The organism is Campylobacter concisus, from assembly GCF_050447485.1.
In the GTDB taxonomy this organism is placed as follows: domain Bacteria; phylum Campylobacterota; class Campylobacteria; order Campylobacterales; family Campylobacteraceae; genus Campylobacter_A; species Campylobacter_A concisus_BQ.
In genome coordinates, this window is sequence record NZ_JALMFY010000001.1 from 1,535,422 (window position 1) to 1,558,432 (window position 23,011).

Here is a 23,011-nt window from a genome sequence, read left to right on the forward strand (position 1 = left end):
GATGATTTTATTTTGTATTTCGCTATTTTTCCCGCTTCTTAGCTTCATCATAGCTGGCATCTTTTCGCATAGCAGTAAGAATTTATTTATCGGTCTTTTTTGCTCGCTTCTCATGATCGCTAGCGCCACGGCTTCGCTTATGCTAACGGCTAGCCTTAGCGTAGATGAGCCTTTAAATTTAACTCTAAAAGAGTTTATAAACTTAGGCTCGCTTGATCTTAGCTTTAGCTTCTACCTTGACGCGATTAGCCTTGTGATGCTTAGCACCGTGGGCGTGGTCGCAAGTGTTGTGCATATCTACTCCATTGGCTACATGAGAGATGACGCGAGCTTTAACCGCTTTTTTAGCTACCTTGGGCTCTTTGTCTTTTGCATGAACGTCCTTGTCTCAAGCGATAACTTCATAGGGCTATTTATCGGCTGGGAGGGCGTTGGACTTTGCTCGTGGCTACTAATTGGCTTTTGGTATAAAAGACCTAGCGCAAACGTCGCTGCAAACGAAGCCTTTGTGATGAATAGAGTAGCTGACCTTGCCATGCTTGTTGGCATTTTTTATATATTTTATAGCTTTGGCTCGCTTAAATTTAGCGAGGTTTTTAACGCTAGAAGCGACCTTTCTGGACTAAATTTAGGCGTCATCGCCACGCTACTTTTTATAGGCGCCATGGGTAAAAGCGCGCAGTTTCCATTTCACACTTGGCTTGCAAACGCCATGGAGGGACCAACGCCAGTTTCTGCACTCATCCACGCTGCGACCATGGTAACAGCTGGTGTATATCTAGTCATACGCGCAAATTTCATCTTTGCAAACGTGCCTGAAGTCTCGCACTTTATCGCCTGCCTTGGCGCATTTGTAGCAATATTTGCAGCTAGCATCGCGCTTGTGCATAACGACCTTAAAAAGATAGTCGCTTACTCGACGCTTTCGCAGCTTGGCTATATGTTTGTAGCAGCTGGTCTTGGGGCATACAAGATCGCACTTTTTCACCTTGTCACGCACGCATTTTTCAAGTCACTACTCTTTTTATGCGCTGGAAACGTTATGCACGCGATGAATGACGAGCTAAATATCAAAAAAATGGGCGGGCTTTATAAATTTATGAAGCCAACCGCACTTCTTTCTATCATCGCAAGCTGCGCACTGGCTGGTTTTTATCCATTTGCTGGCTTTTTTTCAAAAGATAAAATTTTAGAGGTCGCCTTTAGTGAAGATCAAATTTTGTGGGCTGTCTTGCTCTTTGGCGCGGTGCTTACGGCATTTTATAGCTTTAGGCTTGTCATGCTAGTATTTTTTGCAAGGCAAAAGAGCGAGGAGCACGCACATGAAGCCAAAAACTACATGCTTGTTGGCATGAGCGTGCTTGGCGTTCTCTCAGTCATCAGCGGCTTTTTCTGGAGCAACTTTAGTGGGTTTTTAAGTAACAGCCTTGGGGATTTTAAGCTAAATTTATCTCACAGCAGTGAAATTTTCTTACTTGTTTTAACGCTTACTTTAGTGCTTGCAAGCGCTGGCTTTGCTGTATTTGCTTATAAAAAAGAAATTTTTAAAGAGAGCATTTGCGAAAGTAGAGTTTATAAAATTTTGCAAAATGCCTACTTTATCCCAAAATTTTATGAGAAATTTTTTATAAATGGCTACACGCTAGTTTCGCAAATTTTTAAGAAATTTGATGAGATGATAGTTGATAAAAGTGTTGATTTCGTCGCATTTGTGGTTACTAAATTTGCATATCTTGCAAACAAAATGCAAAGTGGCGATCTAAGCGTCATGCTTAGATTTATGGTCGCTGGATTTGCCTTGCTTTTAAGCTTTATATTTTTATTAAACGGAGCCAAATAATGCTAAGTGTTATCATATTTTTCCCAGCCATAAGCGCAATACTTGGCTTTTTGATAGAAAATAAAAGCATCAAATTTTATGGAGCAAGCATCGCGCTAATCGAGCTTTTGCTAGCCATTTTTATCTGCGTAAATGTCGATTTTCAGGGTTATGACTTTGTTTTAACGCATCAAGTCTCGCTCATACCAAGCCTAAATATCAGCTATTTTGTGGGCATCGACACCATTTCGCTAGTGCTTATAGTCCTTAGCGCATTTATGAGTTTCATCTCTATCGCAGCCCTTAGCGATGATGGAAATTTAAAGCACCTTGTTATTAGTGTGCTATTTTTAGAGAGCACGATGATGGGCGTCTTTAGCGCGCTTGATATGATCTTGTTTTATAGCTTTTGGGAGCTTAGCCTCATACCGCTTCTTTACATCATCGGCGCATTTGGTAGTAAAAATAGAATTTACGCTGCGATTAAATTTTTCATCTACACATTTTTAGGCTCTGTTTTTATGCTAGTGGCGATCATCTTTATCGGATATCTGTGCTATCAAAAAAGCGGCGTGTTTAGCTTTAACTTGCTTGATTGGTACAAACTTGGCATCGGAGAAAATGCTCAAATTTGGCTATTTTTAGCATTTTTCTTCGCTTTTGGCGTGAAAACTCCGCTATTTCCATTTCACACGTGGCTACCTTACGCACACGGACAGGCTCCGACTATCGGCTCAGTTTTGCTTGCTAGCGTGCTTTTAAAGATGGGTACTTACGGCTTTGTGAGATTTTCACTGCCACTTTTTCCAGATGCGAGCCTGCTTTTAAGTGGCTTTGTCTGCGTCATAGCCATCATCATGATCATCTACGCAGCCCTTGTTGCCTACGCGCAAAGCGATATGAAGCAAGTGATCGCTTATAGCTCCATTTCACACATGGGCGTCATCATGCTTGGCATCTTTTCACTAAATTTAATAGGCCTTGGCGGCTCAATATTTTTAATGATAAGCCACGGCATCGTAAGTGGCGCTTTGTTCTTGCTAGTTGGCGTCATATATGAGAGGGCTCACACAAAAGAAATTTGCGAATTTGGCGGCCTTGCTAAGGTGATGCCAAAGTATGCGCTTGTGTTTTTTATAGCAACGCTTGCAAGTATCGGTCTGCCACTAACGATTGGCTTTGTGGGCGAGTTTTTGAGCCTACTTGGCGTATTTAAGCTAAACAAGCTCTTTGCGCTACTTGGTGGCTTTAGCATCATCGTGGGCGCTGTTTATATGCTGGTACTTTATAAAAGGGTATTTTTTGGCGAGTGCAAGGAGAAAAATTTAAGCCTAAAAGATTTAAATTTTAAAGAGTTAGCCGCTCTTGTGCCACTTTGCTTGCTCATAATCATTCTTGGCATCGCACCAAATTTGATCCTAAAACCACTTGAGCCAAGCGTGCAAAATATCATAAGTAAAATGCAAACTAGAGCTGTAAATAACAGCACAAAGGATAAAATTTCATCTTTAAATGGCGGGAGCAAACTATGAACGAAATAGCCTTTTTAGACCTAAACGAGATCTCGCTACAATCGCTCTCGCCGATGCTTAGCATGATGGTTTTTGCACTTTTTATCCTCATAGTTGGAGCGATAAAAAAAGATCTTTCGAGGAATTTCTACTGCGTATTTTGTATCATCGCTATATTTGTAAATTTAGGCATTACGCTTGATTTTAACGGGCTTAGCCTAAGCTTTTGGGATATGCTCTTAGTCGATGGAATTTCTATCATCTCGCAGATCATCATCCTAATCGCCTCAGCCCTTTTCATCCCTCTTGCACTTAGCACAAAAGAGTATTTTGAATATAAAATTTACGAGTATTACGCGCTATTTTTATTTATGATCGCTGGATTTTTGTTTATGGTGAGCTCAAACAACCTACTCATCATCTTTTTAGGCCTTGAGATCAGCTCACTTTGTCTCTACACCCTAATTGCCCTTCACAACAAGGCAAAAAGCGTCGAGGCTGCCATCAAATACTTCGCGATGGGCTCGCTCTCAGCTGGTTTTTTTGCGATGGCGATAGCGATGTTTTATCTAGCAACAAACTCAATAGACATCGCTCGCATAGGCGTTGTCATAAAAGATCTTAGCCTAAATCAAAATTTAATAATCTTGCTTGGCTGCGTTTTCATCGCTTCAGCCATTGGCTTTAAGCTCTCACTCATACCATTTCACACATGGATACCAGACGTTTATGAGGGCTCAAATGCCCCGCTAGCAGGCTATATGTCGATAGTGCCAAAGGTGGCGGGCTTTATCGTCGCGTTAAGAATTTTTGCGATGCTTGAGGGCTCTGGAATTTCATGGATAAAAGATATGCTCTACATCATCGCCGTGCTTACGATGAGCCTTGCAAATATCATGGCGCTAGTGCAAAAAGACGTCAAGAGGATGCTGGCCTTTAGCTCGATAGCTCACGCTGGTGTCGTGCTTTGCGCGCTTGTGGCAAATTCTCACGAGGCAAATGTCGCCTTGTTTTTCTACTGGATCATGTTTTTGTTTGCAAATTTGGGCGCATTTTCTATGCTCTGGGTGGCAAGGTGCGACGACGTCGTCTGCTGGGACAAGCGCTTTAAACACCCGTATGAGAAATTTTCAGGGCTTATTAAAATTTTGCCAAGCTATGCCGTGATAATGGGAATTTTCATGATAGCCCTTGCTGGCATACCGCCTTTTAGCGTATTTTGGGGCAAGATGGTGCTTATCTCATCGCTTATAAAGTCTGATTATGTCGTGCTTAGCCTCATCATCATGATAAACTCGGCGATTGCTATTTATTACTACCTAAAACTTATCGTCTTTATGTTTTTAAAAGAGCCTATCGTAAAAGATAAAAATATCTACATCTCAAACGTCTCGATGGCACTAAAGGTGATCGTTGGAGTTGCCGTTGCTGGTACGGTCTTTGCCTTTTTATTTTCTGGGGCGATTTTGGAATTTATCGAGCATTTTGTCTTTGCTTCAGGATTTTAGAAAATTTAACTATAATGGCGGCATGAAAAAGCTCTTAACCATCTTATTTTTACCGCTTTATCTATCCGCCTTTAGTCTTAGCTTAAACAGCGGTGCAAACGCAAATAAGCCTTATAGCGTCCTTCAACTAAGCGACGAGAAAGAATTTGAATGTGTGGAGCAAATTTTAGCCTATGATACAAAGCGCTACGTTTGTATGCTTGATGATGGGATCTTGCCAAAGATCGAGGATACGACGCTGCCTTTGATGGATATAAAATACAAAAAGCAAGATGGCAAACTCTTTATCGTCATCATGCCAAAGGCGCCTTCAAAACTTCTAAATGTTCAAACTGAGCTTTACAGCAGTCCAAGCGTGCAAGATACGCCAAAGACGACCATCTCAAAGCACTTTAGCATCATCATCGACACTTCGCTTAGCGAAAATAACAAAAGAGTATCTGGGCTAAATTTTTCGCCTGATTTTAGAGATATGCTAAGTCCAAGCATCGGAGCGCTTGATCTTAACAAAGCACCTATCGCTGGGCTTGATAGCAACGATATAGACATCTACATAAATATAAAAAGAGCTTATGAAAAGGGCGCTTATGAAAGCGTAGTAAAAGATACGCAAACAGCGATGAAAAGGCACCCAGCCAGTCTTTTCTCAAGCGAGTTTTTACTTTTTAGACTAAGAGCACTTGATAAAATTTTTGAGACAAAGAGCGAGTTTGAGGGGCTTGAGCCAAAAGATATCGTAAGCGAGGGCAGAGCTTGGATAAGGAAATTCCCATCTGACGAGAACTACTCAGAGGTGCTATATCTCATCGCCAGAGCCTACCTCAAAGATAGCATCGCAAGTGATGCAAAATATATGCTTGACATACTAAGCGAAGAGCACGCGGAGTCTAAATTTACAAAGCTTGCCACGCTTGATTATGCTGACTACCTATATAAAATAGGCAGGCAAAAAGAGGCGCTAAGCGACTATGAAAAGGTGCTCTACTCTACAAACGACATTGACCTTGCAAGTAGAGCTGCACTAAGTCTAGCGGATGCAAATATCGATAAAGAGAAATTTGACGAGGCGAAGAAATTTGTACTAAAGATCGCAAATGCAAATGAAAAATTTTTCATGAACGATCCGACAAAATCGATGAATTTAGCCTATACATTTGCCAGCAAAGATATGCCAGACGTGGCTGCTAAAATTTATGAAATTTTGGTCAATAATAGTGACAGGACAAAGGACTTTTACGAGGCAGCATTAAAAAATTTAGCGCTAAATTTAGCCAAAACCAAAGATGAAAAAAGGGCGTATGAGTATCTAAACAGATACGAAAAAGAGTTTAAATATGGCGATTATATCGATGAGGTCGCTAAGGCAAAGGATGGGCTATTTTTTGAAGAGGATGACAAAAACGCCACTGCACTTCACGCAAGATATAAAGATCTCATCGAAAAATATGCCGGCACAAATATCAGCCAAAAGGCACTAATCAGCGAGCTTGAGCTTGATCTAAAAGAGCGTAAATTTGGCGATGCGCTAGCCTATCACAACCTCGCAAAAGATGAAAATTTAAGTAGAGCTATGGAGCTTGTAAACGAGGCTGCGCTTGAGCTAACAAAAGAGTTTTTTATCAAAGATGACTGCACGGCGGTTGTAAATTTACTAGAAAACTACGATGTGAGCAAGGTCTCTTTGCCACAGTTTAAGCTCTTTAACTGCTACTTTAGAACGGCACGCTACAACGACGCGCTAGAGCTTGCCAAGGCGCATGTAAAGGATGAAAATTTAGAAGATAGAGTCGAGTGGCTGGTAAATTTGAGCAAAATTTTATATAAAAATAAAGACTACGAGCATGCGATCACTGCGGCAAATGACGCACTCTCGCTTGGCTCAGCAGTCGAGTACTCGGATCCTACGCCATCGCTTTTTGATAGATTTTACTCGCTGCTTGCGCTAAAGCGCTTTACCGAGGCGGTCTCAACGATCAGTGCGATCGAGCAGCTAAGGGGGCAAGACTTTAAGATCATCGAGGCATACGCAGCTATATGTGACTACGCGATGAAGAGCAACGACTATGCTATCGCTGCAACCTACGCTAAAAAGGCGCTTGAGCTGCAAACTAGGGCCAAGATAAATACCTTTTCACCAAAGCTAAATTTTGACTATTCGGAGGCTTCGCTAAAGATAGATAACCTTGACGAGGCGCTTGATGAGGCGAAATTTATACTAAATATGAAGCTTGAGCCAGAGGACCGATTGCATGCTCTAAATTTGGCAAGTGAAATTTACATCAGACAAAAGCAGTATAAGCTAGCTAAGCCTTATCTAAACGAATGCGTTGGCTCAAATTTCACAAGTGCTTACAAAGATGCCTGCAAAGCCAAACTTGAGATGATAAAGTAAAATTTAGTGCTAAGTTTAAATGATCTTGAAAAAGAGTATCTAGAGCTTAAAAATATTTTATTTTTCTTTTAGCAAAAATTGTTATTCCTGCAATTTGTTATGATCGTAAGTACGATTTTAAGAATATTTTTTTAGGAGAAGATTATGTATAGCGGCGCAACGAAAAGTAGCGAGAATTTAGAAACGATAGCCTAAGTAGCGGTATGAAAAAAGGATATATAGTATGAACGTTTTTTTAAATTTATGGTCATGAAAGGATAGGGATGATAACACTGACATGGTTAACAAAATTTTGGTTTCTTTTATTGATAGCAGGTGTTATACTTTTGAACTCAGTTTATCTAAAAGGAAACTATTTAAAACATTTTTTTGATTTTGGAGAATTAAAAAGAATTGCTCAAAAGATAAAAGATGAATCTAATTATTTGGGGAAATCTGTTTATTGCTTTTTTGGTGCAATCGCATTATTTGCCTATGTATGGATTTATTTGGGATTGGTGGGTTTAACCCTAATGATTATTATTAAATAATGAGATAGAAATGAGTGATCAAAACAGAGCCGAAAAGATAGAAAAAGCTAGAAAAACAGCTGTAAGATTTTTAGGCAGGGATTAAATTTGCCACTAAGCGGATTAGGTGCTTGATTGTGTTTTGCTTGTTGGATTATAAAGTAAAAATGATTTGAATTTCTAAGAAATTTTGGCTTTAAATTTATAAGATTTAAAAATAAAATTTTATATTTTTTGCTTAGAAATAGCGGACAAAATAGCTTTAATTTGATTTAAAATTTAATTTTTTCTTGACATATAATAATGTTTTTTGTATAATCTCAATTCTTTTTTAAATAATCATGTCTTGCTAGCTCAGTCGGTAGAGCATCTCACTTTTAATGAGGGGGCCGTTGGTTCGAATCCAACGCAGGACACCATTTTTTGGGTTTATGACCCTTTCGTCTAGTGGCTCAGGACTCTACTTTCTCTGTGTAGGAACAGAGGTTCAAATCCTCTAAGGGTCGCCAGATTTATAAATTTTAGGTCGCTTAGCTCAGTTGGTAGAGCGCCACCCTTACAAGGTGGATGTCATAAGTTCGAGTCTTATAGCGACCACCATTACTTTTAGGTGCAGCGGTAGTTCAGTTGGTTAGAATGCCGCCCTGTCACGGCGGAGGTCGCGGGTTCGAGCCCCGTCCGCTGCGCCATCTACTAAACCTTAGGTTAAGGTTCTTGATTCTATTTTTCTTGTTTTTTGAGTGATCAAATTAAATTTTAAGATTATAAGTTCTAAGATAACACTTTATGATTTGTTATTGATACTTAATCTTGCCTCGTTAGCTCAGTTGGTAGAGCATATCACTCTTAATGATGGGGTCGTAGGTTCGAGACCTACACGGGGCACCATCTTTTGGCCCATTCGTCTAGCGGTTAGGACACCAGCCTCTCACGTTGGTAACACGAGTTCGAGTCTCGTATGGGTCACCATTTTTCCTATAAATTTAACTCAAATTTTGAAAATTTACTGCTAGTGCAATAAATTTGACTAATAAATATTTGATCTGTAATAAACTGAATGTATTTTGCTACCGAAATTCTAAAATTGAACTTTGGTGTAAAAAATGTTTAAAGTGTCTTTCTATTTTACAAAAGGTAAATTTGTGTTAAAAACTACTAGAGTTACACATATAGAAAGCAATGAAACACTCGTTTTCACAGTAAAATGAATTGTATATTGTTTCCATTAAATTTTACATCCAGGGATTATGATATTTTCTTTATTGTTTGCTGGTATGCGAAGCAATTTTGGTATTTAGATAGCAGAAATTATATTGAAATGCTGTATTTCAAAATCTCAAAATTCTTTGCCGAAGCTCTAAAAACTTGTTTTAATAACGAGATACTTGAGTTTTATAAAAGTTTAGAGATTACAAATAATGATGACATTATGACCGTTGGAGTTATTAAATCTTTTAGAAATATACAAATTTTAAAATTTAGCCTCAACATAAATTTGCTGATTTTGTCTTGATAAATTTGACTTATAAGATAAAAAGAATAGGGCGCATTTAAATACGCCCTTTGATAAATTCTAAATTTGATCTATTTTAGCTCAAATGCAAGTGTTGCAGCAATCGTCTCATCATCGCAAATTTTTGAGTCAGCAAATGGCATTTTATGCACTGTTTGTAGCAGCCATTTTCCAGGCTTAAGTGCAAGTACCTCTATCGTGCCATCTGGCTCAGTTTGGCCATGAAATGCGCTTTTTTCTTTTAAAAATCCATCAAATGTTCCATCAAGCGTGGCATTTTCTAAAGGTTTGCCCTCAAATAGAATTTTTACTTTAAACGGCACGCCAACTTTGAAATTTGCTGGATTGTCAAGTGGGACTATCTCTAAGCGCTGCTGTGAAGGCTTTGTCACAGAGTCGTCCTTGGCGTTTTTGTTTATGATGCCTTTTGCGCTCATGCTCGCTTTTTTGCAGTATTTGGCATCCTTGATGTCCTCTTTGGTTTTGCCCATGTGCCATGTGCCATCGCTTGCTTTTGTCCAAAATGTAGGCTTATACTCGCCAGCTATAAGGTATGAGCCGTCTTCTAGTTTGGCTCTTTCATAGTGGTAGTTTTCACCGCTTTGTTTTAGGCTTAGTTTCTCGCCATTTTTGTTTATAACGTATGGGGCTTCAAATAGGGCGATCCTATTATCTGGGATCTTTTCAACAGTCGGAAAGTCGTCTGCGTAGCCGATATCAACGCTAGTTACCTCTTTGCTGCTTCCAAAAAGCCAGAATTCGTGAGCTAAAGAGTGACTGCTAAGTGCTGCCAAAGCCAAAAGTGCAAATAAATGCTTGTTCATTGCCTATCCTTTCAGATTAAAATGTCTATTTTTCTTTTTCTAATATATGTCACAAAAATATTGTTAAATTTTTATAGATCTAAATTTTACTAATTTTTAGAAAATTTAGTAATCAAAACCAAATTTACTTTATCAAATTTATAAAAATAGCATGATTATAAAAATAGTTTAATCACTGAAATTACGAAATAAAATCAGTGATGCAATTATATCAAAATAATAATCATTGTCAATATAAAATTAAATTTTACATACAAGAGAATAAACCAAATTAAATTTGCCTTTGCCATTTAGATAGCTAAAAAGTTTCATTTATGAAATATTTTGTATAAAAATTCTTTTTTCTAATTATATTTTAATATTATATTAAGATTATATCCTTTATAATGTCACTAAATTATTTTAAAAAATATAACTTTATAGTTATTTCCAAGGAAGGTTGAGATGAGAACTCTCTTATCTTTAGGCATAGTGTGTGCTGCGCTACTTGCTAATGAGACTAATCTAAAAAACGAGTTAAACAACGAAGAGATTAGGGCGAATATGGCAAGCTCTTTTAACGAAAGCTCCAACATAAATTTGCTTAACGAAAAAACAACTTCAGTAGGTAAGCTAAATTTAAACGAAACCCCATGCTTTAAAATAGATAAAATTTCACTTCTTAGTGAGAACGAAGTAGCTAGCTTTAACGCTAGTAGTGGCGCTGATGAGGCTATAATAAGAGAAGCTTATAATGCAAACTACTCTAAATTTAACTCTATTTTAGAGGCTAGCTTAAACAAGCTTGATTTTAAAGCTGGCAGCTGTCTTGGCAAAAACTCTATCAATCTAATCATAAACTCTTTTAACAACGAGATAATAAAAAGTGGCTATATCACTTCAAGTGCGAGCCTAGTTACAAAGAGCTTAAAAGATGCCAAGCTAGAATTTGTGATAAATCTTGGCTTAATAGATGATATAAGCATAAACGAGCTTGACAGCCAAAGAAATAGAGCGAGCCTCTTTAGCGCATTTGGTGAGTACTCTCACAAAAATAAAGTGGCAAATATAAGAGATATCGAGCAGGCTCTTGAGTCACTGCAAAACGTCTCAAAAAATGATGTTAGCATTAAATTCTTACCTTCAAATAGAGCTGGCTTTTCAAACATAGTGATCACTAGGGTTGATAGCTTCCCACTAAAAGCTGCCATTAGCCTTGACAACCTTGGCTCAAAACAAAGCGGCAAATATCAAGCAATGATAAATTTAAGCACACTAAATTTACTTGGATTTAACGAAATTTTTAGCTTCTCACGTGGCAAGGATGTGCTTAAAAAGTATAAGGTGACTAATAAATTTAATGGCGCAAGTGATCACGGAGCTTCAAATAACTACTATTACGGCTTTAGTATCCCATTTGGCTATTTTATGCTTGAGTATGAAAAGAGTAAGTATGACTACGCCCAGATCATAAATGCGGCCTACAATCTCTACACATATAAAGGTAGAAGCGAGAGTGACTCACTAAGCCTTGCTTATACATTTTATAGGGACTCAAATTTTAAAAATAGCGCCTATGTAAAGCTATTTAAGAGAAAAAATAAAAACTACCTAGAGGACTACGAGCTAGATAACCAAGCTAGAAGAAATGCTGGATATGAGGTAGGCGTAAAATCAAGCTGGAATTCTTACAACCAAGCTTTTAGCGCCAAGCTGGCTTATAAAAAAGGCACTGGGATATTTAACTCACAGCCAGATCCTTTAGAAGATAGCGGCGAGGCTACATCTAGGTTTGCTCTAATAAATTTAAACCTAAACTACAAATATAAATTTGAACTTCCACTAAGTTATGATCTAAATATCAACGCAAGATATGGACTAAATAAACTAAGCTTGCAGGATAAATTTAGTATCGGTGGATACCACAGTGTTAGGGGATTTGACGGGGAGAGCTCGCTTGTTGGAAACCACGGAGTAAGCGTAAGAAATACCCTCTCATATAACTACTATAAGAGCAACTTTGTCTATGCAGGGCTTGACGCTGGCATGGTAAGAGCCCCAAGTAGTGGTATAAAGGATAAAAACACCCTTGCAGGATGCGCCATAGGTCTAAGAGGCAGCATAAAAGCCTACAACAACCTAAGCTACGACATATCTGTCTCAAAACCTCTTTATAAACCAAAGAGCTTTGAAACTAAATCAACAAATGTAAATTTCATCATAAGCTACGAATTTTAAGGATAAAATATGCTAAAGAACAATCAAATTTCAAATGCACAAAAGCCTAGCCTTTTAACCATAGGCTTAAATTTCTACGTAAGTCTCTCTTTGCTACTTGGCACTATGCCAGCATTAGCAAATGAGCCAAGTATCATAGCTGACCCAGGTGCTAGTAACCGCCCTGATATACTAAAAGCTCCTAATGAGACGCTAATAATAAACATCACAAACCCTGATAGCAAGGGCGTCTCTATAAATGAATATAGTAGGTTTAATACGCCAACCACTGGCACTATCCTTAATAACTCTAATAAAAACATAGATACAAAGATAGCTGGTCAGATAGATGCAAACTATAGGCTAAATAAAGAGGCAAGCCTTATTATCAACAAAGTAAATTCGGCTGAAAAATCATCTCTAAAAGGAAATTTAGAGGTTGCTGGTAGCAGAGCTGATGTGGTCATAGCAAACCCAAATGGCATAAGCGTAGATGGTCTAAATATGATCAACTCTCGCTCACTCACACTAACAACAGGTAGTATCAATAAACTAAGTCCTAAAGAGATAGAGCTAATATCTAATAACTCTATCGATATCGTAGGAGACGGCCTAAACGATAAGAGTAGCGACTATACAAATGTCATCTCAAATGCTGTAAATTTAAACTCAAATATCCACGCAAATGAGCTAAACATCATTGGTGAAAAGACGGTTGGCTCAAGTAGCGGCAAGCTATATAACGACGTAAAAACTAAAAACCAAGAAAACAGCTTTAGCCTAGATAGTAGCGCGCTTGGCGGTATGTATGCTAATAAGATAAAGCTAGTTGGCACAAGTAACGGCGTAGGCGTAAATAATAACGGCCTAGTTATAGCAAATAACAACATAGAGATAAGCCTTGATGGCGATATAGTTAATGCTGGTACTATCGCTTCTAACAAAGATGCAAACATAAAAGCAAATACTATAACAAACAAAGATGAAGCACTAATAGCAGCCAAAGAGAGCCTTAATATAAAAGCAGACACTTTGGTAAATACTTCAAGCCAAATTTATGCTAAAGATATAAATGTAGAAGCTAAAAAGCTGGTAAATAACTCAAGCTCGCAGGCTAGGGTGGAGAAAAGCTCATTTGCTAAAAATTTAGCTCTAAAGCAAAGCGGTGAGAATAGATTTAAACTTGAAGAGGTAAATTTAAAAGAGATAAAAGCAAAGATCGAGGCTAAATTTAAAAAACTAGGCAAAGAGCTAAGCGAAGATGAGCTAAATGCTGAAATTTTAAAAGAGGCTATAAGCAAAGATAGCACCCTTTATGCTCTAAATTTACACAAAGACTCATATCTATATGGCACATCAACAAAGGTATTTGCTAACTTAAGACTAGACATCGATAAAAACGAAGTAGTACTTGATACTAGTAAAGCAAAAGACCGCGAAGTGCTAAAGAGAATTTACTACTCTATAAACAAAGAAATTTTAAACGAAGATGATAAAGCCAATTTCATCCCAGGTAGCATAATAGCAAGCAATGATATAAATTTAAAAGTAGATGAAGTGCTAAATGATAAGAGCTTTATCTACGCAGGCAATGACCTTGTGCTTGATAGCAAAGATGTAACAAACGTAGCGCTAAATTTAACAAGAGATGTTAGCAGCTTTAACGAATTTAAATGGAAAAAGCAAGAGTGGAAAGGTAAAAGAGGAAAAATCCTTGGTCAAAAAAGATGGGTGACTAAAGGTGGCAAAGGTGCTGTATTTAACTTCTCATACACAGATGTTGGCTTGCCAGCAGTATTTGCAGCGGGCAATAACATAGTAGGAAGCACACAAGACTTTTCAAGCTACGCACTAAATGATGATATAAAGCTAGCAAATGTTGATCTGGATAAATTCTCTGAGCCAATATTTAATAGCCCAATAATAAAAAACCTAAATAGAAGGGTAAAAAACCAAGGATACTACTACAGCCTTGATAGCATAAACTCTGCTTATATAGCAAATATTCTTGATGGCTTATATGAAGCAAGAAATGAGAGCATAAGTAAATTTAAAAAAGAGGCCAAAGATAAAAACGTAAAAGCCTCAGCTCTAGTAATGGCAAATAATATAGACCTAGACGCCAAAGGCAACATAAGTCTAGCTGGCAGCGTAGTGGCTGATAGTCTAAATTTAAACTCACAAAATTTAAACCTAAATCACCTAGAGCTAAACTCTAAGGATCTAAATTTAAAAGCAGGCGCAGCAAATATCAACTCAAGTGAAATTTCAGCCAAAAATATAAATGTAGATGCCAATAATATAAGCTTAGACAAAGAGTCATCTCAGTTTAGCAAAGCTTCAAATTTAAAAGCAGACGAGAGCTTAAATTTAAGTGCTAAAGAAAATTTAAACATCACTGGCGGAGGTTTGGAGGCTGACAAGCTAAATTTAAGTGCAGATAATATAAATATAAACGCCAAAGAGTTTGCCTACAGCCATAGCGCAAAAGAAAAGGGCATAAGCTTTAAACAAAGCATCCAAACACTAAATAGCGCAAACCTAGACGCAAAAGATATAAATTTAAACTCTAAGTCAAACACACAGATAAGCTCAAGTAACTTAAGAGCTACTAACAAGCTAAACGTAGAAGCTGGAAATGATATATATGTAGTTGGAGCTAATACAAACGAGAGCACGCAAACTAAAGAGAAATCTAAAGGCTTTTTCTCTAAAAAAGAGTCTCATCTAATGGCTATAAATCAAAAGGTCATCAGCTCAAATTTAAACGCAGGTGATATCAGCCTAAAAGCTGGGGGTAATGCAATAGTAACTGGCTCAAATTTAAGTGCTAAAAACGATATAAACATAGATGCAAATAATATAGGCCTAGCTCCAACAGCTTATAAAAATGATGAGGCAAGGGCTAGCTCTAAGAAGTCATTTGGTGGATTAAAATCTAGCCTTGATATGCACTCTCTAGCAAAGACAAATATACAAGGCTCATCCATAAGCACCGCTCAAGGAGATATAAATTTAAATGCAAACAACGACATCTCTATAATCTCATCTGACATAAAAGGTGGTGGTGATGTAAATTTAAATGCTAAAAACAACCTATCTATACTAGCAGCTAAAGAGCAAATAAAAGAAAAAAGCATTCACAAGAGTTCAGGTATTAATATAATCTCATTATTGACATACCCGGGCATGCTGGTAGCTTCTGCAATAGATCCTATTGGGACTGGTTCAAATACCTACTTATTTGAGCAAATGTTTGGAGATACTCTGACTCAAATTTATCGTTCAACCTATAACGAAAAAGGAAGCCTTGACGCATTAGCGAAGCTTTCAAACATATCTGCAGCCAAAGAGCTTAATCTAAAAGCAAATGAAGCTACTATAACTGCAAATTTATCAAGTAAAGATGATACTAATATAAAGGCAAATTCTATTGAGATATCTAATGCAGAAAACGAGCATAGTAGCTATGAGATATCTAAGAGCAAGGGTATAAATTTACCAAGCACCAAAGATCTTGCGAATGATCAAAAACCAAAACCTATAAAAGAATTTAAGTACGATACTAGCACTAAGACAAGAGTAGCAGACGCAGAGTATGAAAAATCTACCACCGATGTAGCATCAACTAAAGCTATATCGTCAAACCTTGTTTCAGATAAAAATATAAATTTAAATGCAAACGAAGAGATAGGTATCACTGGATCAAATTTGATCGCCAAAGAAGATATAAATCTAATAAGCAAAAATGCAAATATAGATATATTAAATAGCACTGACACTACTGATATATCAAAAACACTAAAACAAGCAAAAGCAGCTCTTTCTATCACTGCCCAAAACGAATACGTAGAGGTAGCTCCTGCTACTCTAGCCTTACTTGAGGCAGTTAAGCAACTAAAAAAAGTCAAAAAAGAGTACGATGGCTATAAACATACTAGAGATGATCTAAAAGATAAACTACATGAGCTAAAACAAGCCTATAAAAGTAAAACTCCTGGCATAGATGGCTCAGATATAGAAGATCTATCAGATATCCTTGAAAATGTGAATGATGAAGAGAGATACTATAAGGCAAATATAGCTTTGGCTATGGCAAACGTAGAAGCTAAGAGCCTAGCTCTAGTAGCTCAAGTAGCAGCAGCTGCAAAAGCAGCATCTAACTGGTATACATTTGGCTTTAGCGTAGGAGTAGCAGCTAGTGTAAATGGCCACAAATCAAAATCAAACTCAAATGAAGTAATCTCTAATCCGTCAAATTTAATGGCAAATAACATCAAGATACTAACTCCAAATGATACAACTATTACTGGTTCAAATTTAAGCGCTAATAATCTAATAGATATAAATACAAACAACTTAAACATAAACTCTAGCAAAAATACCTATACATCAGGAAGTAAAGACAAAAGCATAGGTGGAACTATGAGATATACTATGTATGGTGGTGGCGGCGGAAGTGCTGGGCTTAACTACTCTACTAGCAGCAGCGACACTGAAAGCCTAACAAACAACAACTCTCATCTTTACTCAGCTAAAGATATGAATATAAATACAGCTAATGACGCAACCATCAAAGGAGCAAATTTAAGAGCTGATGAGAGATTAAATTTAAAAGTAGGAAATAACCTAAGCTTAGAGAGCGTAAGAGATAAGTATGCTCACAACGAAAGAGGATATAGTGTAGGTGTTGGCATAGGATTTAGCGCAGATAAGTCACCAAACTCAAGCTTTGCTAATCCATCTAGCACAAAGACAACTAGCTCTAATGCAAATTTCTCTAGATCAAGATCAAATACTATAACTAAACAAACCGTACTCTCATCCATAACAGCAAATGAGCTAAACGTAGAGGTAGGTAAAAACACTCATCTAAAAGGATCACTTCTAGCAGCAGGAGAGTATGATAAAGATAATACCTTTATAGATAACCACAACCTAAATTTAAAGACAAATACCCTAAGCTATGAGAACCTATCAAATACAAGCTATAACAAAGGAACAAACTTTAGTATAGGTGCTAACTATATATTAGAAGATAAAAACAATAAAGATAGCAAATCAAATAACAATCAAGAAGATAAATTTACAGGTCTTAAATCAATAGATCTATCTAACCATAGAAATCTAAGCTACACACTATCTAAAAACCTAGCAACTCTAGGTAGTGGCAACATAGAGATAGCAAATAAAGAGAACTCTGATGATCTAACAAGACTAAATAGAGATACCACTAAACTAACAAAAGATCTAGTAAATACTAGCATAAGCTCAAATGTAGATGCTAGTATGGATTTAAGGGTGCTGACTAAGAGTGGGCAAAAGGATATCAAGGATGAGTTTAATACAGCCACTGCCATAACAAAAGCACTAAATGCCATTATAGAAACAGGCGAGTTTAACTTTAACAGTGAAGTAAAAGAAAATGTTGCACAGTATGAAGCTGGAAAACTATTAGGCAAGGAGCTTGCTCAAAAACTAATAGATGATAGTGTTACCATAGAAGAAAAAGAGGCCTTAGGAAATAAATTTATACAGCTATTTGCAAGTATGTCAGGTCTTGATCTAGATGGCATATCTTTAAGAATAATTGATGATAAATTCGCAAAAGGAAAAGACGATGAAAAATTTCTAGGACATTTTAATAGTGGCTCAATAATACTAAATTTAGCTCACATTAAAAATGTTGATCAGTTTGTGAGCACTCTAGGTCATGAGTTAAAACATGCTATGGATTATAAAGCTGGCAAATTTATACCAGGAGATAGTAAGCAAGATAGATATGCAAAACTAAAAGAAGATAGTTTTAGTGACTATCTAAGTAAAGCTCTAAATTTACAAGATAGTGGCATCAATACCAAAGATGCAGCGATAAACTATATTAAAAATCAAAGTAGCTTAAATACCCTTCTTTTAAATTCTTATATGTTTAATGGACTAGATAAGAGTAAGGGGGATAATAGACAATTTAGTCAGCCAGAAATAGACTGGCTAAAGGCTAATGGCAATAATTTCGCCAACTTCATTAGAGAGAGAACAGGTATAGACATTTCTCAAGATGAAGCCATTTCAAGACTTTCAGTGCAAGCACTAAAGCAAAGTGATAATGTTTGGTCTTTGATGTTTAATAAAGATGATGCCTTAGCAAAAGAGTTTTTGACAAAATCTGACAACAAAGAGGGTCTATTTGTTGTTGATAAATTTGATAATAGAAATAATAGATTAAATTTAGATGTAGCTATTAATAATATAGATTTTTACAATAAATATATTCATCCAAACATAGACTCTTTACCGCTAGAAACAGTTAAAAATAGTATATTAAACTTGGCATCTAATGCAGATAAAATACCAAGCAACTTGCAAAACTGGTATAAAGATCAGACTTTTACCGCCGCTAGCTTGCGTGACGGTGCTATATCTTTAGCAAAAGATATAGCAGTAAACGGAGTAAGTGGCGTAAGAAATATGTACTATAATATATTTAACAACGATAAAAAGATTTTAGAAAAAGTTTATGACTATAATGGCATAAGCGATGATATAGCATTAATATCAGGATTTGATACATCTAGTTTGACTGGTGTAGCAGCAATAGGAAAAGAAGTGGGTGTTGGTCTTGGAAAAGGGGCTGTATATGTAGCTAATGGTCTAAAAGCTCCATTTGTAGAGATGGAAAAGAGAGTGGCTGCAAAAGTAGTAGCCAATACCCCAAAAGGTGGAACATTAGGTAGTGATGGTATACTAAGACACAATGGCAAAGAGTATGTAGCTCGCAGTCTTGATCTATCAGGAAATAAAGTGATATATGAACAAGTAATAAACAAAAAAGGCACTGGAAATTTTAAAACTACCAACGATAAAGGTTACTTCATAACAGCCAGTAAGCCAAAACAAATAACTGAAGGTGTCAGTTATCAGTTTGGAAATTTTATTTATGATCCAAAGACTTGGGCGTACGGTGTTGCTTTAGAAGAGATAGTTAATGGGTATCTATCTCCAGAGCCACCAACGAATGGATTTCAAGCAATTGGCGGTGGCATATATAAATTTATAGAAATGCACAACAAATGAATTATTTAATAGGCTTTATTATTTTTATCGAAGGAGTATCTATTATGATAGATCCTGCCCCATCAATAAATCCTTTTGGTATACCAAAAGGAGATACTATCCCTTATGGTTTAAATATACCAGCAGGATTGCTCATGATATTACTTGGTATTTTTTTTATATACAGGGAAATAAAAAGAGATTAACAGGATAAGTAGAGGTATTTTTGTTAACCCACCTGCAGAACTATACTCTCAACTTAAAGATAGATCAAAAGATGTGGATAAAGATAGAATTCTTATAAAGGCTGGAGTTGGTGGACTTATAGGTTATGGAGCGAGTCACATGGGAAAAATAGGAGAAAAAATACCAAGAGGTAGGGACGGTAATTACAAGACCATACTGGAGAATACAGCAGGAGCAGCCATGGGTCTTATGCAGGCCGAAGTAGATAATAGGCAATAAAACAATGAAGAAATTCTTTAAAAAACTATTTTTTACACTTGTTGTCGCTATAATATTCGGTCTTGTTCTAAATGGCTTTTTGCATATATTAAAATACTTTTTCGGAGAAATTTATTATATAGATGCACTAGGTTTTATCTTGGTATGTTTTTATGGATTTTTTGCAATAAAAAATGATATTAAAAAAAGCGACCTTACCAAGAAGAACCTAGAAAATATAGAGATAAAGTATGGAAGTGTGGCGTTATTTTACACGATCGTAATTCTTCTAATTTGGTTGATGCTAATTTGTATAAGATATTTCTAAAAAAGAATTTTAAAACAATGGACGTCACAATAGGTGGCGTCTCTTTGGTACAAGCTATATTTGTATTTATAATGTGGGTTGGTTACAATGCAACAAGAGGATAAGCATAAAATTTGGCGATGGAGATTTACAGACTGTAGCAGAAGTAGAAACAAATTTTCTTACTACAACAGGACAAGCTATTGCAGATAGTGTAGAAAGCAAAAAAGATAAAGCAAAAAAAGCAGATAAGCAATGAAGAAGAATTGGATTGTATTTTTTTGGTCAATAGCATTTTTTATAGTAGGTGCTATTTGCATAATAATCCTAAAACTTCTCTTTGGAGAATACTACGGTGATGTTATTTTTGCTGGGATAATCTTGACCAATATATATTACATAATTAAAAACGGTATAAAAAAGAGTGACTTTAGGAAAAAGAATTTTAAAACAATGGACGTCACAATAGGTGGCGTCTCTTTGGTACAAGCTATATTTGTATTTATAATGTGGGTTGGTTACAATGCAACAAGAGGATAAACATAAAAGTTGGTATAGTATCTTGTTACAGGAACGGGTCAAGCAGTAGCCGATAGTATAAAAAGCAAAAATGACAAAGATAAAAAAGATAACAAAAAGTGAAAAAATTTCTAATTATTTTTTTTGGTAGCATATTATGTCTCGGCTTTATAGTAATCCTAAAACTTCTCTTTGGAGAATACTATATTGATGCCATGGCTGTATTGCTAATATTTGCCAATGTATGTTTTATAATAAAAAATGGTATAAAAAAGAGCGATTTTAAAAAAGAATATATACAAAAAATGGAAATAAAAAGAGGTGGTGTTGCTTTAATCCACTCCTTTTTAGTTTTTGTATTTTGGCTTCTTTACAATGCCACAAGAGGATAAATATAAAAGTTGGCGTTTTTGGATAAAACAACGTTTAAATCTGTTAAATTTAAGCAAGAGTTAAATGCAAAAATCCAAATGACATCAACAAAGCTAAACCTAAATTCTTTAGAATTTCTCGATTAAAAAGCCATAGGGAGAAATTTAGGGAATGGATATGATAGTAAATAAAAATGATAAGCAGCACCATCTAACAAAAGGGCATTTGGTACAAAAAGTATGAAACAAATGAACTATTTAATAGGTTTTGTTATTTTTGCCGAAGGGCTGTCTAACCTAGTGGATCCGGCCCCGCCGATAAATATTTTTGGTCTGCCAAAAGGAGATGTTATCCCTTATGGTCTAAATATACCAGTCGGATCGATCATGGCGTTACTTGGCTTGCTTTTTATATATAGGGAGTTAAAAAAGTAGTTGAGGAGCTGTAAATTTGACCCTTGTTGGCTTAAAGGCAATGAAAAATGAGTAATTTCTTTATATCTATTGGATTTTTGATAACTGCTATTCAAATTTTTACTAGCAAGAAAATAGCAAGAGCATATGATAGTACCGACTACTCTTTGATGGGAGATTTCTACTTGCTTTCTGGTGTGACGGCATTAGCGGGCGCCATATTATTTTTTTGGCTTGGATATAGGTCTATTAAATTTAAAAATATCAAGAAAGAATTTGAAGACAAATGGTGTAATAGCTGTGGCAAAATCATTAAAGTCAGCAAAGATGTCTCTTGGTGCCCAGATTGTGGCAAGTCACTAACTAAATTTAACGACAAGCACGGTAAAAAAGCATCTAAAGTATAGCGTTCTTTCATCGGCTATGTAAATTCCATATAAATTCATTTAAAAATTTAGGCGATATTACCAAGATAGGAAGTAATATGGAGAAAAGTCAAAGAATAGCTGCGGGTTGTATATCATTTGTAGAGCTTGTTTTGTGTATGATCTATGGGAAGTACTATATTAGAGGTTGGAGCGAAGCTAACCTTCTTTCGGTCTCCTTTTTTATTTGTGTTTTTGTATATTGCGCTATGCCCTTTTTCATCAAAGGTAATATTGCAAGTTCATTAATTAAATTTGATATTTTGTCAACAATTACACTTTTTTTAATATATTTGCTTGGTTTTAAATTTATCTATGATAGTTTTGAAGGATACATACGATATATTGCTATTTTTATACTTATTATAGTTATAAAGACATCGCTTAAAATATTTAATAAAAATGGGCAAAAAGATGAATGATAGGCTAAGATACATGATCATCCTGGGGTATTTTTTAGTTATATACTCTGGGATTATCATGGCGTATCTTGGCTATTCCTATAAGATTTCTCTACTATTATTTTGTTTATTTAATTTAATTGTTTTCTTAAAAATATTTTATATTATAAATTTTAGAGATGAGCCATTAAAAATTGTTACAGTTTTTCTTAGCATACTCTTGTTTGCTGTTTTTATGGTTATTTTTGTATTTGTGGAAAGACTGATAATGAATGCAATTTTGTGCGGTATGGATGGGTATGGGTATTTGCGTAGACATGGCTATATAGATTGTAGTTGTGCAGGTCTATCACCAGGTGATCATCTTTTTTGGGATGTTTTGTCAACTTTGTATTATCCGATATACATATTTATATTCATCAAACCTTTTGTAGGATATTTAAAAAAGAGCACACAAATATCTAAAAAAACATTATAAAATCAAAATTTATATAGAAATAGTAGAAAGTTAAAGCAAGAAAGTAGATAAAAATGAAAAATAATTTATTAATACTTTTAAAAGTTTGGCTACTACTATTTTTTGTCTATCTTATTTTTAGGATATTTATTTATTTTTTTTGGTGAACAAAGGCTGTATATGTTGATTTTGTGCCCTATTTTGTTTAACGGATATTATGTGATAAAAAATGGCATTAAAAGAAGTGACATAACTTTGTATAAATAAAAAACGATCAAGTAAAAAATAATGGATTTGTAGCATTTGTATGGTTTGTTTTTTGCATTTTTGTATTAGTGTTTTGGATAG

Annotated in this window: 15 protein-coding genes and 6 tRNA genes; 20 read left to right on the forward strand and 1 reads right to left on the reverse strand. The window is 35.9% G+C overall.

The annotated features are described in order from the left end of the window. Position 1: 1 nt before the first annotated feature. The 11 genes from nuoL to MTT29_RS07825 all read left to right on the forward strand — a co-directional run bounded on the left by nuoL (position 2) and on the right by MTT29_RS07825 (position 8,708). A complete protein-coding gene (nuoL, locus tag MTT29_RS07775) occupies positions 2-1,840 on the forward strand; it encodes an NADH-quinone oxidoreductase subunit L (protein ID WP_429800261.1) in 1,839 nt (612 codons plus the stop codon). Beyond that, positions 1,840-3,351, forward strand: coding sequence for an NADH-quinone oxidoreductase subunit M (locus MTT29_RS07780; RefSeq protein WP_429800262.1), 1,512 nt, complete (start codon positions 1,840-1,842; stop codon positions 3,349-3,351). The genes nuoL and MTT29_RS07780 overlap by 1 nt, the downstream gene beginning before the upstream one ends. Beyond that, a complete protein-coding gene (gene nuoN, locus MTT29_RS07785) occupies positions 3,348-4,838 on the forward strand; it encodes an NADH-quinone oxidoreductase subunit NuoN (protein ID WP_004317979.1) in 1,491 nt (496 codons plus the stop codon). Before MTT29_RS07780 ends, nuoN begins: the two co-directional genes overlap by 4 nt. Before the next feature lie 22 nt (positions 4,839-4,860). Beyond that, positions 4,861-7,230 (forward strand): tetratricopeptide repeat protein, encoded by a 2,370-nt coding sequence (locus tag MTT29_RS07790; RefSeq protein WP_107797028.1) that lies wholly within the window; start codon positions 4,861-4,863, stop codon positions 7,228-7,230. Between the two features lie 263 nt (positions 7,231-7,493). Continuing rightward, positions 7,494-7,760 (forward strand): hypothetical protein, encoded by a 267-nt coding sequence (locus MTT29_RS07795; RefSeq protein ID WP_429800263.1) that lies wholly within the window; start codon positions 7,494-7,496, stop codon positions 7,758-7,760. Positions 7,761-8,082: 322 nt separating this feature from the next. Next, positions 8,083-8,158 (forward strand) — tRNA-Lys (locus tag MTT29_RS07800). 14 nt (positions 8,159-8,172) lie between these two features. Further along, positions 8,173-8,248: transfer RNA gene (locus tag MTT29_RS07805), tRNA-Glu, on the forward strand. Between the two features lie 15 nt (positions 8,249-8,263). Continuing rightward, positions 8,264-8,339: transfer RNA gene (locus MTT29_RS07810), tRNA-Val, on the forward strand. Between the two features lie 12 nt (positions 8,340-8,351). Continuing rightward, positions 8,352-8,428 (forward strand) — tRNA-Asp (locus MTT29_RS07815). A gap of 123 nt (positions 8,429-8,551) precedes the next feature. After that, a tRNA-Lys gene (locus MTT29_RS07820) sits at positions 8,552-8,627 on the forward strand. A 6-nt stretch (positions 8,628-8,633) separates the two neighbouring features. Continuing rightward, positions 8,634-8,708, forward strand: a tRNA-Glu gene (locus MTT29_RS07825). Positions 8,709-9,323: 615 nt separating this feature from the next. Here MTT29_RS07825 and MTT29_RS07830 read toward each other — a convergent pair. Further along, a complete protein-coding gene (locus tag MTT29_RS07830; RefSeq protein ID WP_429800264.1) occupies positions 9,324-10,076 on the reverse strand; it encodes a DUF4198 domain-containing protein in 753 nt (250 codons plus the stop codon). A gap of 444 nt (positions 10,077-10,520) precedes the next feature. Between MTT29_RS07830 and MTT29_RS07835 the strand changes: the two genes are divergently transcribed. From MTT29_RS07835 to MTT29_RS07875, 9 genes are all read left to right on the forward strand, one after another. After that, positions 10,521-12,293 (forward strand): ShlB/FhaC/HecB family hemolysin secretion/activation protein, encoded by a 1,773-nt coding sequence (locus MTT29_RS07835; protein WP_429800265.1) that lies wholly within the window; start codon positions 10,521-10,523, stop codon positions 12,291-12,293. A 9-nt stretch (positions 12,294-12,302) separates the two neighbouring features. Then, entirely contained in the window at positions 12,303-19,346 is a 7,044-nt protein-coding gene (locus MTT29_RS07840) for a hemagglutinin repeat-containing protein (RefSeq protein WP_429800266.1), read from the forward strand. Between the two features lie 44 nt (positions 19,347-19,390). Next, complete coding sequence (locus MTT29_RS07845) at positions 19,391-19,531, forward strand: hypothetical protein (protein WP_155759001.1); 141 nt, start codon at positions 19,391-19,393, stop codon at positions 19,529-19,531. Positions 19,532-19,604: 73 nt separating this feature from the next. Next, complete coding sequence (locus tag MTT29_RS07850; RefSeq protein ID WP_103570473.1) at positions 19,605-19,790, forward strand: hypothetical protein; 186 nt, start codon at positions 19,605-19,607, stop codon at positions 19,788-19,790. Positions 19,791-20,331: 541 nt separating this feature from the next. Continuing rightward, entirely contained in the window at positions 20,332-20,616 is a 285-nt protein-coding gene (locus MTT29_RS07855) for a hypothetical protein (protein WP_429800267.1), read from the forward strand. A 98-nt stretch (positions 20,617-20,714) separates the two neighbouring features. Next, a complete protein-coding gene (locus tag MTT29_RS07860; RefSeq protein ID WP_429800268.1) occupies positions 20,715-20,987 on the forward strand; it encodes a hypothetical protein in 273 nt (90 codons plus the stop codon). 228 nt (positions 20,988-21,215) lie between these two features. Beyond that, positions 21,216-21,401 (forward strand): hypothetical protein, encoded by a 186-nt coding sequence (locus tag MTT29_RS07865; protein WP_429800269.1) that lies wholly within the window; start codon positions 21,216-21,218, stop codon positions 21,399-21,401. A gap of 47 nt (positions 21,402-21,448) precedes the next feature. After that, complete coding sequence (locus tag MTT29_RS07870) at positions 21,449-21,787, forward strand: DUF2614 family zinc ribbon-containing protein (protein ID WP_429800270.1); 339 nt, start codon at positions 21,449-21,451, stop codon at positions 21,785-21,787. 77 nt (positions 21,788-21,864) lie between these two features. Then, positions 21,865-22,227 (forward strand): hypothetical protein, encoded by a 363-nt coding sequence (locus MTT29_RS07875; RefSeq protein WP_429800271.1) that lies wholly within the window; start codon positions 21,865-21,867, stop codon positions 22,225-22,227. The last annotated feature ends 784 nt before the right edge of the window (positions 22,228-23,011 follow it).

Bases quoted from the DNA above. Each gene is read 5' to 3' on its own strand.
- nuoL (WP_429800261.1), top strand. From the start codon at position 2: ATGATTTTATTTTGTATTTCGCTATTTTTCCCGCTTCTTAGCTTCATC.
- MTT29_RS07780 (WP_429800262.1), top strand. From the start codon at position 1,840: ATGCTAAGTGTTATCATATTTTTCCCAGCCATAAGCGCAATACTTGGC.
- nuoN (WP_004317979.1), top strand. From the start codon at position 3,348: ATGAACGAAATAGCCTTTTTAGACCTAAACGAGATCTCGCTACAATCG.
- MTT29_RS07790 (WP_107797028.1), top strand. From the start codon at position 4,861: ATGAAAAAGCTCTTAACCATCTTATTTTTACCGCTTTATCTATCCGCC.
- MTT29_RS07795 (WP_429800263.1), top strand. From the start codon at position 7,494: ATGATAACACTGACATGGTTAACAAAATTTTGGTTTCTTTTATTGATA.
- MTT29_RS07830 (WP_429800264.1), bottom strand. From the start codon at position 10,076: ATGAACAAGCATTTATTTGCACTTTTGGCTTTGGCAGCACTTAGCAGT.
- MTT29_RS07835 (WP_429800265.1), top strand. From the start codon at position 10,521: ATGAGAACTCTCTTATCTTTAGGCATAGTGTGTGCTGCGCTACTTGCT.
- MTT29_RS07840 (WP_429800266.1), top strand. From the start codon at position 12,303: ATGCTAAAGAACAATCAAATTTCAAATGCACAAAAGCCTAGCCTTTTA.
- MTT29_RS07845 (WP_155759001.1), top strand. From the start codon at position 19,391: ATGATAGATCCTGCCCCATCAATAAATCCTTTTGGTATACCAAAAGGA.
- MTT29_RS07855 (WP_429800267.1), top strand. From the start codon at position 20,332: ATGAAGAAGAATTGGATTGTATTTTTTTGGTCAATAGCATTTTTTATA.
- MTT29_RS07865 (WP_429800269.1), top strand. From the start codon at position 21,216: ATGAACTATTTAATAGGTTTTGTTATTTTTGCCGAAGGGCTGTCTAAC.
- MTT29_RS07870 (WP_429800270.1), top strand. From the start codon at position 21,449: ATGAGTAATTTCTTTATATCTATTGGATTTTTGATAACTGCTATTCAA.
- MTT29_RS07875 (WP_429800271.1), top strand. From the start codon at position 21,865: ATGGAGAAAAGTCAAAGAATAGCTGCGGGTTGTATATCATTTGTAGAG.